Consider the following 13,622-nt stretch of genomic DNA (forward strand, 5'->3'; position numbering starts at 1 on the left):
CGGCGGGGCTGGCGCATGGGACGGCGGTGATCATAACATAAAAAGATGCTGTTTCAAGGATTCTTTATGCCTGCGGGCCTGGGCGCGCCGGCCACGCGGGCCTGTCCCTCTGAGCAAGGGTCTGTCCCCGTTGAAGGGTCTGTCCCCGTTGAGGGGGTCTGTCCCCACTGAATAGGGAGGGGCGAGCGCCGGCCGGGGCGTACCGTAACCCGGCTGAAGCAGGGCCGACCAATACGGGCGGGGCCACCCTTCCTGGCCCGGCGCCGACCTACGAGGGGACCAGCGTAGGGCTGCCGCCGCCATTAAACCCTCCCTTACCTTAGCGCCATCGGGACTGCCATCGGGGACTGTCCCCCCCTTTCGTACGTTGATTCGCAATGGCAGGCGAGTAGGCGCGGCGGCGCTGTTGGTGCTGATCACGCTGGGGGACGGTCATTATGCCGGTCCATGGTTTTAGCTGTGGGGCGCTTCCTGGCATTGCACCCACCAAAAACCGAGGGGTCAGTTGCATTTAGTCGCTGTTTAACTGTTCCCCCCTTGAAAAGGAACCACAGTTCCGGCTCGACGGTTGATTATGCCATCGGGCGGCTCACCGATCTTTGGCCTGAGCCGGGCTTTTTCCAGGCCCTCAGGTTGACGCTGCAAACGGGCCGACCGATCGGTGACCCCAATGGCAGGCCGACTCAGGAAAGCAGTACGCGAACGTTCCGGACGCGGCGACGTAACTGCGGGCACGATTCGTGGCGCCAGGGTGCCAACCGGCCGGAGCCAGACTCGTGCGAATGCACCGGAGCGCCCGTTGCCACGAGGAAATCGATTTAGGGAGGTCATGCCACGGACCTTGGGACTGGGCGTGCCGGCGTTACTCGTGCTTATTTTTGCTACTGCAGTTACCGTCATGATCATCCGTGAGCAGCGGAGGCCGCCGGAATTTGCGGGCGTCTTTGATGCTCAGCCTCTGCAGGGCCTGGGTGTGGCCCAGCAGCACGACGGAACAATCGCAGAATCGCGAGACGACGGGGCTGCCGGCTTGGGCCAAACCCCGTCCGCACGGGAGTTGGCTCCTCCAGCACCGGTTGCTCCGCCAAATGGAGCGAATCGCAGCATTTTGGACTTGTTGCCGTCCATGCCGAGCGGCGGCGGATCCGAGGCCAATGCAAAGAGCCTGCGAGATCTGGAAGAAGCGATCCAGGTGCAAGATAACCAGCTGAAGATCAAACCAGCAGCTGCTCAAACCACCTATTCAGCCGGGGCGACGTACCTCGTGTTTCTCCGGGCGCTCCAGTCTCTTTTGCCTTCCTCCACCCTGAGCGGTTCGCTCGCGGAGGCCTTGACGGTAAAAGGACAGCCGGATGGCGCCGGAGTCTGGGGAAGATGGAACGCGAACGGACCCGGGACTGCCTGTCTATTTGATGAATTGGGACTCGGCCGGAACTTCACGTCGCTCGATGACGCGCAACCAGGCGATTTCATGAAGGTCTTTTTCGCCGATGCAGTCGGCCGTCGCGAGCACTCGTTGTCCACGATTTATCTTGGCCGCGAGCAGCAGAACGGCGTGGAGACGGTTCGCGTCTGGTCGAGTATCAAGCCAGTCGGATATGGAGAAGCGGTAATCCCGCGCGCTCGGATCAGCTTCGCAATCTTCTCGCGGCTTGAAAATCCTGCGAACATCGCGCAAGCGCCCACGCTTACCTCTAGAAACAAGTACCTGGCCAGCCTCCTAACTACCGATTCGTCCAAAGAGGAGACGATGACCCAAGCAGGCGTACGTTGACATGTCCGGCCGAGCCGAACGGGTCAGTCGAGCGAAGCGCGTTTGCTTTATCGATTGATCCCGATGTCTGAATGCCGGACGCGACTCTCGATATTCTGGTCAGCCGGTACCAACTCGCTCGAGCGGTTCGTAATGCGCCCGAGGACTATCTAACCCGAGTTAATTAATTTACAGGCCAGAACGGACGTTCAGCGCCTGTGATGGCTTTTGGAACGCGCAGGTAGATCGAGCGCTCTATTTTAAGGTAGAACCAGTTGAGGCCCGATCGTGGCTACAGTACAGTTATATGCTGCCCCCGGGCTCGCTGTATGCCAAGCATTCCTACGTGCCTCAGTTAGGAATCCAGTAAGATCGACGCGACGAGATCCGGCAGGAAAACTACACTTCGTACGGTCAGATGAATTCTCCGGCTGATTATGAAACCTCCCGGGGGAATGCGGCTCCCAGGCTCGGGTAAGCCGGGTACCGTTGGCGAGCGGTCGATAACAGGCGCCTCGGAGCGCGATAGGCGGCGCCGGCGGGCTCTCAAGAGGCTGGGAAGGTAGATTTTATATGCCAGACCGTGGCAAGGCGAGGACGCCCGTGGGTAATGCGCCGCCATCGACATAATCGACGCGGTCCCAGGGCGCCGGCACCTCGGCCAAGGCTTGGCGGGCGCTCGCGGAAAGCTCGGCCCCGTGAGCCTCTTTCAGCGGTTGAAACCCCCTTGCCGCCTGGGCGTTCTCGTTCAGATGCCCGAGGCTGTCCAGCCCGACGATGGCTGTGGTCACTCCTTCCAGGCTGAGGGTATAGCGCAGAAGTTCCCTGGCCGGGAGCTTCGCCTCGCGGGCGTACCGAATCGCCTTCATCGCGACCACGCCCATTTTGCGCGCCCGGGCCAACGGCAGCAGTTCATCTTCGAATCGGCCTTGATCCGGCCGCGTGCACGGGAAGGTGGACAGAACCGTGTCAGGATCAAAACGCTTAATGCATTCCATCAGTATTCCGGCGCTCGCATGCCCGGTGATTCCAAAGGCGCCGATGAGCTTTTGTTCTTTGGCCTCGCGGGCGGCGCGCACCGCACCGGACTCGAGGACAGCGAGGCTCGCAAGCTCGCGAGGCCGCAGATCGTGCAGTTGGTAGAGGTCAAGATGGTCGGTCCCCAGCACCTGGAGACTGTGTTCCAAGTCGCGTCTAAAGCCGTCGTAGTCCCGCGCGTCAGTTTTGCTGGCCAGGAAAACGCGATTTCGATGGCGCGCGAGCACGGGCGCAATCATGGCTTCACTCGGACCGTAGCTACGTGCGGTGTCCCAGTAGGTGACTCCCTGGGCGAGAGCGGATTCGAGCAAGGCGTGGCCCGCATCGAGCCTGCTTGCAAAACCCTCCATGAAGGCGCTACCCAACCCTAAACCCAGGATGGAAACGTTCGCCCCGGTGCGGCCGAGTTGCCGGCGGTCGACCGGACGAGGTTCCGTCGCGGCGGCAGTTGAAGCCGTGCGTCCACCGGGGATGGCGAACAGCGTCCCGGCGAGCGCGCCGCACAGGATGCCGCGAATGAAGTCCCGGCGAGAACTTCGGGCGTTCATCCGTCAAAATCGGTTCGGATCGCGCCTGGGTCAAGGGGCTGAGCCGGTTGCTGATCCCTTGCGGTTAGGCTATGGGCGCCACATAGTGGCCTGTTTACATCTGAAGGTTGTTCACGAATCGTTTCCCATGCGAAAGCAAATTACAAAATCTGTACTGGCGGCAGGATTAATTATGTTTGGGCTGGCTAGTTCGTTCACCGCCTGCCAGAGCGGAAGTACTGCTCGCTCAGCGGCGGAGATCACTGATCCAAACGTCGCCTTTTCTCGAGCTGGTGTACAAGGAAAGGCACCTGGCGGCGGTTCGTCTCGCTGAAACTTCCCAGGCGTTTCTCCACTGAGCGATCCGTCCACGCGTTTACGTGACGGACCTTCTTTCGGCTCCCCGGCAGCCTCAACCGTAAGCATGGGCGCGGATCGACCGTCCCTTCGCCTGCGCGTGCCGCCGTTCATCAACCGGCGCCTCCGCTTGATTTCAAAGTTAATCATTTCAACTCCCGCTCGGCTGCCGCCTTACGGGTTAGCGGGCCCGGGATGGAGGTTATCAATCCAGTAGACTTCCTCCGGGGGCTCCGCTGGGGTGACCTCCAGGTTGACGACCACGGGTTCCTGCCCGCTGCGGACCACCACGCAGCTCAATGGTTCATCACGGCTGGCGTTGATTTCCTGGTGCGGCACAAAGGGCGGCACGTAAATAAAATCGCCGGGGCCGGCTTCAGCACTGAACTCCAGCCGTTCACCCCAGCGCATGCGCGCCCGCCCGCTCACGACGTAAATAACGCTCTCGAGTTCGCCATGATGATGAGCGCCCGTTTTGGCGTTGGCATGGATGTTGACCGTCCCCGCCCAGAGCTTGCTTGCACCGGTGCGGGCCTGAGTGATCGCCGCGGCTCGTTCCATGCCCGGCGTCTGCGGGGTGTTGGAATCCAGTTGGCCTGCACGGACGATTTTGACGCCATGTTCGCGCCAGTTGATGGGTGGAGAGGCTTCAGACATAGAAAGCAGGGTCGAATCCTTTCGCCCGCCGGGCGAGCTCTGAAATTCAACGTTTCCCGGAGAGGCTGCACGAGCTCCCCTGAAGGCATTTAAGGCTGAGAATGGGCGCCCTGCAACTCGTGACTTTGCCTGCACTTGCCGTTACGAACAATGAAATGGAAACAATGGGGCTTAAGTGTGCCCCAGTTTCCTGCCGCGACGTTAGAACCCAACCTGGTCGCCACCCTTCAACTGCAAGATTTCCCGTGCGTCTGCGGGAGTAGCAATCTCCAGGTTCAACCCTTCCAGGATCTGACGGACACGGCGAACCTGGGCGGCATTGCTTTCCGCGAGTTCGCCCGGACCGATCCAGAGGCTGTCTTCCAGGCCGACGCGTACATTGGCCCCCATCGCGGCTGCCATGGCTGCAACCGGCATTTGATTGCGGCCGGCGCCTAGCACCGACCAACGGTACTGGTTGCCAAAGAGCCGGTCGGCGGTGCGTTTCATGTGCAGGACGTCCTCAGGATGGGAGCCGATACCGCCCAGCAAGCCGAAGACCGATTGCACCCACAGCGGCGGCTGAAGCAGCCCTCGGTCCAGGAAATGAGCGAGATTATAGAGATGCGAAATGTCGTAGCACTCGCATTCGAAGCGGGTCCCATTTTCCGCGCATGTGCGCAGGACGTATTCGATGTCCTGAAAGGAATTACGAAACACCAGGTCACGGCTGTTTTCCAGGTGCGCGCGTTCCCAGGCGAAACGGAAATCCTTGAAGCGCGCCAGCATCGGATACAGGCCGAAATTCATCGACCCCATGTTGAGTGAGGCCAGTTCGGGCCTGTACGCTGCGGCCGGTCGAACCCGCTCCTGGACCGTCATGTAGGGCGCACCGCCCGTAGTCAGATTGATAATGCAATCGCAGCACTGCCTGATCAGCTTCAGAAACGGAATGAAGGCTTCCGGCCGCTGGTCTGGTTGACCGGTTTCGGGATTACGGGCATGCAAATGAACGATCGCAGCCCCGGCTTCGACGGCGCCCACGGCAGCATCGGCAATCTCGTCAGCGGTTACGGGCAAGTAGGGCGACATCGACGGCGTATGGATGGCGCCGGTCACTGCGCAGGTGATGATGACTTTCTTGGCCTCGGCCATGGGATCAGTCCTTTCTTAATCGATTTCGGCGATTGAATCGGTCCACGCCCGGAGGCGCCCGCCGCGTTAACCTTTCAATGTTCGTGCCTTTTGCAAGTGCCTCGCGAGTTGGCCCGCCAACTCTGCACGGCACTTTTGGATTCAAGCCTGGCCCGAACGCGTTGCCATCCAATCCGGCCTCAAATGGCCGCACGTTTAAAAACCAGTGCGAAAGAGCCGCCATCCGCCGTGCTGGCGCGAATACCAAAGAGAAAGCAAGGAACCAAAGGATGGGAATCAAAGAAGCATTGGGTTTCGGGTCAGGCAAGAAGGTGCGTTACGCGATTGTGGGCGTGGGCGACATCGCTCAGGAAGACATGATGCCCGGCGTGGATCATACGGGCAACTCCGTCATTACCGCGCTGGTCACCTCCGATCCGAAAAAAGCGCAGGAATTAGGCCACAAGTACAAGGTTGAGGCGACTTTCGCCTACGAGGAATTCGCACGGGCGCTGGCGTCCGACACTTTTGACGCGATCTACCTGGCCACGCCGAATTGGCGGCATGCGGAGTTCATCATGCCCGCCCTGCGTGCGGGTATCCACGTGCTGAGCGAAAAGCCCCTGGAGGTTTCGACGGCCAAATGCAGGGAGATTCTTGACGTTGCCAAGGGTGCGCCGGCCAAGCTGATGGTTGCCTATCGGCTGCATTTTGAGCCCGGTACCTTGTCGACCATTGAAGTGGTTCGCTCCGGAGAACTGGGCGAAGTCCACAGCTTTACCTCGACCTTTGCACAACCGCTCGACCCGTCGAATCACCGCGCTCATTCCGGTGACCTGGCCGGTCCGGTGCTCGATATGGGCCCGTATCCGGTGAACGCCGCACGCTACATCTTCGGCGATGAACCGACGGAAGTGGTCTCGGCCGTGGGCACCCGGCATCCGGAAACCGGCTTCGACCAGAACTTTGACGACACCGTTGCAGTGACGCTCCGGTTCCCCGGCCATCGCCTGGCGCAGTTCAGCCTCAGCTATTACGGTGGGCCCGTGAACAGCTTTGTGGCGATCGGGCCTAAGGGTAGCGTGATGCTTGACCCGGCGTACATGTTCGGACAGCCCATGGAGCAAACGGTCACCATAGGCCAGGACAAGCGTACGAAAAGCTTCAAGAGCACGGACCATTTCGGCGGCGAGCTGAAGTACTTCTCCGATTGCATTCTCAACGGCACCGATCCTGAGCCGGACGGCGAAGAGGGGTATGCCGACGTCCGGGTCCTCGAGGGTGTGCTGGAAGCCTTGAAATCGGGCGGCGCGGTCCAGTTGCCGCCGTTTACCCGCACCAGGCGCATCGATACAAAGGCACAGAAGATAGAACTCCGAGCGGTCTCCACCCCGGATCTGGTCCACGCCTCCAACCCGGGCAAAGGGGTGGAAAAGTTGCCCAAGAATTAGGGCGGAACCGTGCCGTTCGCTCAACCGTCGGTATCCTTATTCCGGATTCAGGATCGGTTTTCGAACCCTTGGCAGGTTCAGCATCCCTGGCTTTTGGCTGGGCCTGCGCGGGTTTCCGGCGAGTTGTCGTTCCGTTAAACGCGCAAGCCGGACAAAGGGCAGGCCGATCAGCAGGTAGATCGCGGCGACCAGGAGGCCCGTTCCGAAATAGTCGAAGGTCTGGCTGGCGATCCGGTTATAGGCGCCCGTCAGCTCGATCAGCGTGACCATGGAGACCAGCGAGGAGTCCTTCAGCAGGGAAATAAAATCGTTGGTGATGGGCGGCAGAACGAACCGGAGCGCCTGAGGAAGAACCACGAACCGTAAACCTTGTAAGTGGGTCATGCCGAGGGCGCGCGCGGCTTGCATTTGACCTTTGGGAACGGCGAAAATGCCCGCACGGTAATTCTCGGCTTCGTAAGCAGCGTAGTTAAACCCGAGGCCGAGAACGCCGGCAGTGAAGGGTGAGAGTTTAAGGCCGATATTCGGCAGGCCATAAAAAATGATGAGGAGCTGGATCAACAGGGGCGTCCCTCTGATAAGTTCGATGTAACCTATGGCCAGCCACTGAAACGGCCATGGCCCATAGAGCCGCAGAATGGCGAGCATAAGGCCGGCTGCGATCGCGACCGCCATCCCGGCAACGGAGATCTCGAGGGTAAGGACAGCCGCTTGAACGAGCAGCGGCCAGGAGTCCAGGTAATGCGAGAGCCGAGTCCAGAGGGAGGCTGGTCCGCCGTGCGTGCGCACGAAAGCCTGGTACTCAAGATCAGGCACAGAGGCGGTTTCAGGCTGTCCGAAAGCGGTGGCCGCCGCCGGTGTCCAAAGCCCCCATCGGGACAGAATGTTGCGCAGTTCTCCGCTGGCGATCAATTCAGCCAACGCTTGGTTAAGGTCGCGCTGAAGCTGGTCGTTGCCTTTGCGGATGGCAATCCCATAAAGAATCCGGCCGAAAGGGGGGCCGCTGAGTTGAAGAGCCGGATCGGGTGCTGCGTAGTACTTTGCAATCGGAAAATCGAGCAGGACCCCAAAGATACGGCCGTTCGCGACATCTTGGTAAGCATTAACCTCCTGATCATAGACCTTGGTCACGACGCCCGGCGTGCTCTCGAGCATACGGAGCGCAGCCGTCTGATCCAGGGTACCAACTTGCTTTCCGCGTAGTTGATCGAGGGAGGTGATGGGTGCCACGCCGTGCCGCCCAGCAAATTGCTCGTACGTAACATAATAGGGGTTGGTGAACAGTACTTCCTCAGCTTTATCCGGGGTAACCTCGATACCGCAGATCACGCAGTCATAAAGGCCGCGACCAAGGCCGGGGATCAGCCCGGCCCAGTCGTTTTGCACAAACTCCGCATTGCGTCCGAGGCGGTGGGCGATGGCTTCTATGATCTCGTATTCGAATCCGGCCAGTTTATTATCGGGACCGTAAAATGTGTAAGGAGCGTTGCTGTTAGGGTCGGCGGCCCAGCGCAGGGCCGGAGCCGGTTCGCAGCGGAGGACACCTCCGGTCAAAATCAACGCAAACAAGATCGGCCAGACTCGTGTTCTCCTTCGGAGCACTCGACGCATTTGGGGTTCCGCTTTCACAAATTTGCCTTTGGTATTCGTCTGATTTGCTATGCCCGCAGATCGGCAGGGTCGAATATTGTAAGTGCCCGGTAAACAGATTCTCCAGCCGGAGGATATTGCCAGCAGGCGCCGGGCTTTGGGGCAACAATTTCCTGCTTGAATTAGCAACTGCGGCCTGCCCATTCCCGGCGCGGCAACGTTGCTGAGGCACGCAGACCTCAACATGCCGCGCGGTTACGTGACCGTCTACGAAGAGGAAACGGCCGCGCCGTCAGGCCCACCCCGCCCGGCATCGCGCGTACCGCCCACCGCACGAAAACCACGAACCGACCGCGGCCGCGTGGACGGACCTCGGGCGGCACTTCCTGCGCCAAGTGCCGGCAGCCGTCGGTTCAGCAGCAGGAATCGAGCGAAGAGGCGAAATATACGTATGAGCGAATCTACGAATCCGCTCCCTCCATCGTCGAATCGAGTCACCCAGGTTCCTGAGGGCTTCCAGGCCTACTGCAGGGACGAGTTGATCGGTACCTACTCCACGGAACAACGCGCTTGGGATGAGATCCAGCGACTCCTTGCGCGAGGTCCGCAACAGGACAGTTCGCCCGAGCAGCCGCAAGCCAACCAACGACCGTTAACGGGTGACGGGCCGGTGGCACCCCCGGGCGGAACGGTTTAACGGCAGCGCTCCACCTGTCGGGAAGCGCCTGCCGCGAGGGCCTGGGAGCTTTCCTTTTGGGCCTCGAAGATGGGCCGGCGGCCGGGGCGCCAGCCATGGTGCTTAGCGCTCCTCGCCCTCCGTACCTCCGCTCGGGCCGCGTCGATAGATCACCAATGACTTATACTCCTCGTGAAAGATCAAACGTTGGGTGGCGATGTACTCTTTCAACGTTCTTGTCGTCAGGTTAAAGCCGTTCGATCCCTTGTAAAAAAACACAAGCCCGCCCTCGCTCAGCTTCCGCAAGAACATGCCTAACAACGAACGGTCGTTCAGGTGCGCGTACCGCTGCTTTTTCTCATCGTAAAATTCGTGTAAATGAAACAATGTGACCAGGTCGAACATCGGCAATAATGCCTCGCTGAGCGTGTAGATATCGGTGAACAGCACTTTATAGTGTCGAGCCGCCGCCGGATTCGCTACAATGAAGTCAACGTAGCGGCTGTGCTCCTCCGGAGAGGCAGTTACTGCGAGGACCTCATTCGGCCCCTCTGCCTCAAGATTGGCTCTGCCCAGGAGATGATGAGCCCCGGAGCCGAAATGAAAGATGGCGCGTTTAGAAATCTGGCGAGTTCTCAGGTAGCTGACGAAGTCAACGTCACACGGACACACGAAGGGCAGCAACGGCCACGAGCGGTTCCAATAGTTGAGTTTTATCCCGTCGACTCCCGCCACCGTGGCCTTTTTGCGCTTGGTCCGGTATACGCAGACTCCCAAGCCGATGAGCGTTCCGGCCATTGTCCCGACCGTGGTAAGCCTAAGCGGCTGACGGCAGGGAGCGAAAACCTTTCCCAGGCCGGACATTGATCGGACGATGCCGCGGGCGGTTTTGTCGATGCCTGCGCCCTGCGGCGGCCGTGCCAGGCTTTCGCGATCAAGCAGTCGCGTGCTGTTCTTGAACAACATCAAAAGAGCCTTTCGTGACAAGCCGGTACGGGTGAACCTTTCGAGCATGGGATTTCTCTCGGGAATCGATCGGGCCAACGGCGGAACGCTTCAAGGTGTAGCCGTAAATTTTTGTGAGGGTCCGGAGGTGGAGGCGGGTTGATCCAAGGTATCTCCCGCCTGTCTGCGGGCGATCCTTTCATCCAGATGCGTTCGACCCGGGGCCAAACCCCGACTCTCACCGAATGGTGCCCGTTCCGGCGACAAACCGATGGGCGGACTGCAAGCCCTCGTTTTTGCTATCTCGGGCTTGCGCAACGAGCGCCCATGCGCGGCGAAGGTCATCCGTCCGCATCGACCGGCACGACTCCTGATCGGCTGCGGGCGTGCAGTTCCAAACCGGGCGCAATTCTTCTTTTCCTGCCCAAACCTCTGGCTTATAGCTCGTTAGGCTATGAGGCTTCCTCTCTTCCCTTGAAGAAAGTGCCTTCCGGTCAAGACCCTTACCTCACCCCGAACACGGTAGCGTTGGCGCTTTATGAGCAGCGAAACCAGTTTTCCAGAAAAAATCAGCGGAATCGGCCATCTGCGCGAGCCTTTCCGAACCGCGTTCAGAAGTGAGCTTGGTCCGGGCGAACTGATCAAGGCTTTGATCTACAGCCCTCCGTTCTCAACGGCCTCCTTTAAAGCCGCCGCCTCCGTGATGGTGGTTACCGCCGACCGATGGGTGATCGCCTGGGAAGAGAACCGGCAGATTTGGATGGAAGCCGCGGACTTTTCGGACACCCTGTTTATCGAATTGACCATCATCCTCTTGTACGGGCAGCTCAAAGTCGATTTTCTGAAGGAGGGGACGCCTTCGTCGGTGACCGTTTATTTCAACACCGTCAGAGAAAAGTACTACCAGGAGGCTGTGGAATTGCTGCTTGGCGGGATTGCCACCGAATCCAGAGGAAAAAGCCAGGCCGGAGAGGTGAAAAAGAACGAGCGGGTCGTCAGCGATTGGCCCATTAAATTTCGTAACGTGGCATTGAGGTACTCGCCCATCGCACGGCAACTAATGTCCGGCTTGTATTGGGATGCGCTTTATGGGGGCGGCAACCGCGAACTCTCCCCGGCTTCCGCGCTCGTGCGGACGGAAAAAGAGTTGCTTCTGATTGCAGAGGAAAAATTGCCCGGCCGGTTTCACTTTCGCCGTGATCAGAAATTTGGCGAAATCATCACTTATTTCCCGCTGGCGCATTTGGCCAACTATCGCATCCTCGAACGCCGGCGGGTGGATACCCTTACTCTGCTCGTCCACGCCGGCTACGGCGGAGAAACGCTTGAGATTACATTTCCAACAGAAAAGCGTGGGCGGATGGTTGAATTGATGCGATCGATCATGCTTGAGTGGCCGTTGTCCGCCGGGGATGACGCGGGCGCGTGACGCTGTAGCGTTTACCAAGCCTCCATTGAGGCGGAGACTAACGCACGCTGCGGGTTGGTCGCCGGAGGATGCTCCGTACTTGGTTGAATCGGCCTTCGGCCCAACGGGCCATCAAACCGTCCCCCCGGCCTGTTGGGCCTAGAACGTTTATATGGTCCAGTAGGTTTAAATCTGGCAGGGCACCTGGGAAGGAAGGCAAAAATTTTACCTCCACGGCCCTCGAAATAATATTACACCGGTTTCCAAGCCGGTTGAAACGGGGCACCATGCGTTTTGCTTGGGACGGACGTGGGACCCGGGTTACTATGCGTGCACATGCCGACGGCATCATTTTCTGGCGAATTTCGCACCGAGTTGCGTCGCTTGCTGGCTTGGCGCCGGGACGTACGGCATTTCCGACCGGAGCCGTTACCTGCAGGGACCTTGGAGCGGCTTCTCGAGCTCGCCTGCCTGGCGCCCTCCGTGGGCTTGAGCCAGCCCTGGCGATTTGTGCTGGTGGAAGATGCCGGCCGGCGTCAACGGGTGTTGGACAGTTTTCTGATCTGCAACCGAGAGGCCCTTAAAGCGTGTCCCACTGACCGGGCCGGCCGGTACGCCCGCCTTAAGCTGGCAGGTCTGCAGGAAGCGCCGCACCAGGTGGCGGTGTTTTGTGATGAGGCGACTGATCAGGGGGGTGGTTTGGGCCGGCGCACGATGCCTGAGATGCTTCGTTACTCGGCCGTACTGGCCGTCCACACTTTATGGCTGGCGGCCCGTGCGGAAGGGATCGGGATTGGTTGGGTATCGATCCTGGACCCCGCCTGCGTGCATGAGGCCCTGCAAGTACCTGCCCCGTGGTCATTGGTGGCATACCTCTGCGTGGGATACGCTGTTGCCGAAGACGATGTGCCGGAACTCGAGCGGGCCGGTTGGGAGCGCCGCTGCCCCCTGAAACAGTTCATCCTGCAACGCTGATCGGCCATCGCAATTACCCGATCCGGCCGGCGATCCCTCCATGGTACCTCCTCCGATACGGTTCTTTGTGGCAGCCGCTACTCCTTCGGCCGGTACCGCTACCGGGCGTGAGATGAGCCGTTCGAACCGGTGGCGTTTTGGCCGACGGCTACAGGGCCATAATCGCGTGGGCGAAGGCTTTAAGGGCCTGTTGCAGGCGCAAGGACAGCCCCGCTTGCGCCACGATGGCCGGCGCATTGACGTCGGCACCCGACAACGGTAGCGTGATGCAGGCTGGCTCAACCAACCGGGCGCCCATGACGCTCAACGTTTCCCGAAGCTGGGCCGGCGCATGGTGCGCGTGCGCCGACGCGCTGATCAAGGCAACAGGCTTGCCGGGAAACTCCACACTGGCCACCAACCAGTCCAGGGCGTTTTTCAGGGTGCCGGGAACGCCGTGCGCGTATTCGGGCGAGCAAATCAGCAGACCGTCGCTCCCGCCGATCTGATCGCGAAGCGCTCGAACCGATGGTGGGGGCTCGGCATGATCCAGGTCAGGATTGAAGTGGGGCAAACCACCCAAGCCTTCGTAGAGCACGAGTTCCATGTTTGCGGGTGCGAGCTGCTGGGCGGCGTTCAATACGGCCGTGTTGGAGGAGGCAGCCCTCAAACTGCCCGAGATAGCCAGGATGCGCATTCATTAGCTTACACCCGGGCGTGGGGTCCGTTGATGCATCCGATCGCCTCCCGGATGGTTGGTGGCAGGTCTGGTACCGGCATTCCCGACGGTAACGTTCGCCGGGCATCATCGTGGAGGCCGCCGTGCGATGGTTTGTTTGGCGGTGAGGATCCGGCATGAGGCGGCGACCTGGAGCGGACTACCGGGATCCGGAGCCACTGCATTTCGTTGACTGACATCAGCGCCAGCTTAGGCATGGCTCCGGTATCTGTTCTGGACCGGCCTTCTACCCTGACCCTCCTTCCTTGCCCTGAATCCTTGATTCGCCTACGTGGGCTGGCCGCGGGTGCGCAATTTGTCGAGCATCACCGCCAGGATGATCACCGCCCCTTTGATCACCAACTGCCAGTAGAACGACACGTTCATCAACGTCAGCCCGTTGTTGAGCACCGCGATGATCAACGCCCCCACCAA

General features: G+C 60.0%; 12 protein-coding genes. 5 read left to right on the forward strand and 7 right to left on the reverse strand.

Annotated elements, in window-relative coordinates:
• The first annotated feature begins 829 nt into the window (after window positions 1-829).
• Entirely contained in the window at window positions 830-1,774 is a 945-nt protein-coding gene (locus tag JO015_11720; protein MBV9999765.1) for a hypothetical protein, read from the forward strand.
• A 548-nt stretch (window positions 1,775-2,322) separates the two neighbouring features.
• Here JO015_11720 and JO015_11725 read toward each other — a convergent pair.
• The 3 genes from JO015_11725 to JO015_11735 all read right to left on the reverse strand — a co-directional run bounded on the left by JO015_11725 (window position 2,323) and on the right by JO015_11735 (window position 5,466).
• Window positions 2,323-3,339, reverse strand: a complete 1,017-nt coding sequence (locus JO015_11725) for an aldo/keto reductase (GenBank protein ID MBV9999766.1) — start codon at window positions 3,337-3,339, stop codon at window positions 2,323-2,325.
• A gap of 510 nt (window positions 3,340-3,849) precedes the next feature.
• A complete protein-coding gene (locus JO015_11730; protein ID MBV9999767.1) occupies window positions 3,850-4,332 on the reverse strand; it encodes a cupin domain-containing protein in 483 nt (160 codons plus the stop codon).
• Window positions 4,333-4,533: 201 nt separating this feature from the next.
• Entirely contained in the window at window positions 4,534-5,466 is a 933-nt protein-coding gene (locus JO015_11735; GenBank protein ID MBV9999768.1) for a 3-keto-5-aminohexanoate cleavage protein, read from the reverse strand.
• Window positions 5,467-5,735: 269 nt separating this feature from the next.
• Between JO015_11735 and JO015_11740 the strand changes: the two genes are divergently transcribed.
• The gene (locus JO015_11740) at window positions 5,736-6,896 is read left to right on the forward strand and encodes a Gfo/Idh/MocA family oxidoreductase (protein MBV9999769.1); all 1,161 of its coding nucleotides are present in this window, start codon (window positions 5,736-5,738) and stop codon (window positions 6,894-6,896) included.
• A 36-nt stretch (window positions 6,897-6,932) separates the two neighbouring features.
• Here the strand turns inward: JO015_11740 and JO015_11745 are convergent, their stop codons facing one another.
• Window positions 6,933-8,507 (reverse strand): ABC transporter permease subunit, encoded by a 1,575-nt coding sequence (locus tag JO015_11745; protein ID MBV9999770.1) that lies wholly within the window; start codon window positions 8,505-8,507, stop codon window positions 6,933-6,935.
• Between the two features lie 430 nt (window positions 8,508-8,937).
• Between JO015_11745 and JO015_11750 the strand changes: the two genes are divergently transcribed.
• Window positions 8,938-9,183, forward strand: coding sequence for a hypothetical protein (locus tag JO015_11750; protein ID MBV9999771.1), 246 nt, complete (start codon window positions 8,938-8,940; stop codon window positions 9,181-9,183).
• Window positions 9,184-9,285: 102 nt separating this feature from the next.
• Here the strand turns inward: JO015_11750 and JO015_11755 are convergent, their stop codons facing one another.
• Entirely contained in the window at window positions 9,286-10,176 is an 891-nt protein-coding gene (locus JO015_11755; protein MBV9999772.1) for a hypothetical protein, read from the reverse strand.
• 469 nt (window positions 10,177-10,645) lie between these two features.
• Between JO015_11755 and JO015_11760 the strand changes: the two genes are divergently transcribed.
• Together JO015_11760 and bluB are read left to right on the forward strand one after the other, a co-directional pair.
• Window positions 10,646-11,536, forward strand: a complete 891-nt coding sequence (locus JO015_11760; protein MBV9999773.1) for a hypothetical protein — start codon at window positions 10,646-10,648, stop codon at window positions 11,534-11,536.
• Window positions 11,537-11,851: 315 nt separating this feature from the next.
• Window positions 11,852-12,490: a 5,6-dimethylbenzimidazole synthase gene (bluB, locus tag JO015_11765; GenBank protein ID MBV9999774.1), complete on the forward strand. Its 639-nt coding sequence runs from the start codon at window positions 11,852-11,854 to the stop codon at window positions 12,488-12,490.
• 148 nt (window positions 12,491-12,638) lie between these two features.
• Here bluB and JO015_11770 read toward each other — a convergent pair whose 3' ends face one another.
• Both JO015_11770 and JO015_11775 read right to left on the reverse strand, forming a co-directional pair.
• A complete protein-coding gene (locus JO015_11770) occupies window positions 12,639-13,166 on the reverse strand; it encodes an NAD(P)H-dependent oxidoreductase (GenBank protein ID MBV9999775.1) in 528 nt (175 codons plus the stop codon).
• Between the two features lie 309 nt (window positions 13,167-13,475).
• Window positions 13,476-13,622, reverse strand: a 147-nt coding sequence (locus tag JO015_11775) for a ribose ABC transporter permease (protein ID MBV9999776.1), incomplete at its 5' end; no start/stop codon positions are given.

The organism is Verrucomicrobiota bacterium (assembly GCA_019247695.1).
Lineage (GTDB): Bacteria > Verrucomicrobiota > Verrucomicrobiia > Chthoniobacterales > JAFAMB01 > JAFBAP01.

Excerpts from the sequence above, each read along its gene's own strand:
- JO015_11745 (MBV9999770.1), bottom strand. The coding sequence starts at position 8,507 with ATGCGTCGAGTGCTCCGAAGGAGAACACGAGTCTGGCCGATCTTGTTT.
- JO015_11725 (MBV9999766.1), bottom strand. The coding sequence starts at position 3,339 with ATGAACGCCCGAAGTTCTCGCCGGGACTTCATTCGCGGCATCCTGTGC.
- bluB (MBV9999774.1), top strand. The coding sequence starts at position 11,852 with ATGCCGACGGCATCATTTTCTGGCGAATTTCGCACCGAGTTGCGTCGC.
- JO015_11720 (MBV9999765.1), top strand. The coding sequence starts at position 830 with ATGCCACGGACCTTGGGACTGGGCGTGCCGGCGTTACTCGTGCTTATT.
- JO015_11730 (MBV9999767.1), bottom strand. The coding sequence starts at position 4,332 with ATGTCTGAAGCCTCTCCACCCATCAACTGGCGCGAACATGGCGTCAAA.
- JO015_11735 (MBV9999768.1), bottom strand. The coding sequence starts at position 5,466 with ATGGCCGAGGCCAAGAAAGTCATCATCACCTGCGCAGTGACCGGCGCC.
- JO015_11755 (MBV9999772.1), bottom strand. The coding sequence starts at position 10,176 with ATGCTCGAAAGGTTCACCCGTACCGGCTTGTCACGAAAGGCTCTTTTG.
- JO015_11750 (MBV9999771.1), top strand. The coding sequence starts at position 8,938 with ATGAGCGAATCTACGAATCCGCTCCCTCCATCGTCGAATCGAGTCACC.
- JO015_11740 (MBV9999769.1), top strand. The coding sequence starts at position 5,736 with ATGGGAATCAAAGAAGCATTGGGTTTCGGGTCAGGCAAGAAGGTGCGT.
- JO015_11760 (MBV9999773.1), top strand. The coding sequence starts at position 10,646 with ATGAGCAGCGAAACCAGTTTTCCAGAAAAAATCAGCGGAATCGGCCAT.
- JO015_11770 (MBV9999775.1), bottom strand. The coding sequence starts at position 13,166 with ATGCGCATCCTGGCTATCTCGGGCAGTTTGAGGGCTGCCTCCTCCAAC.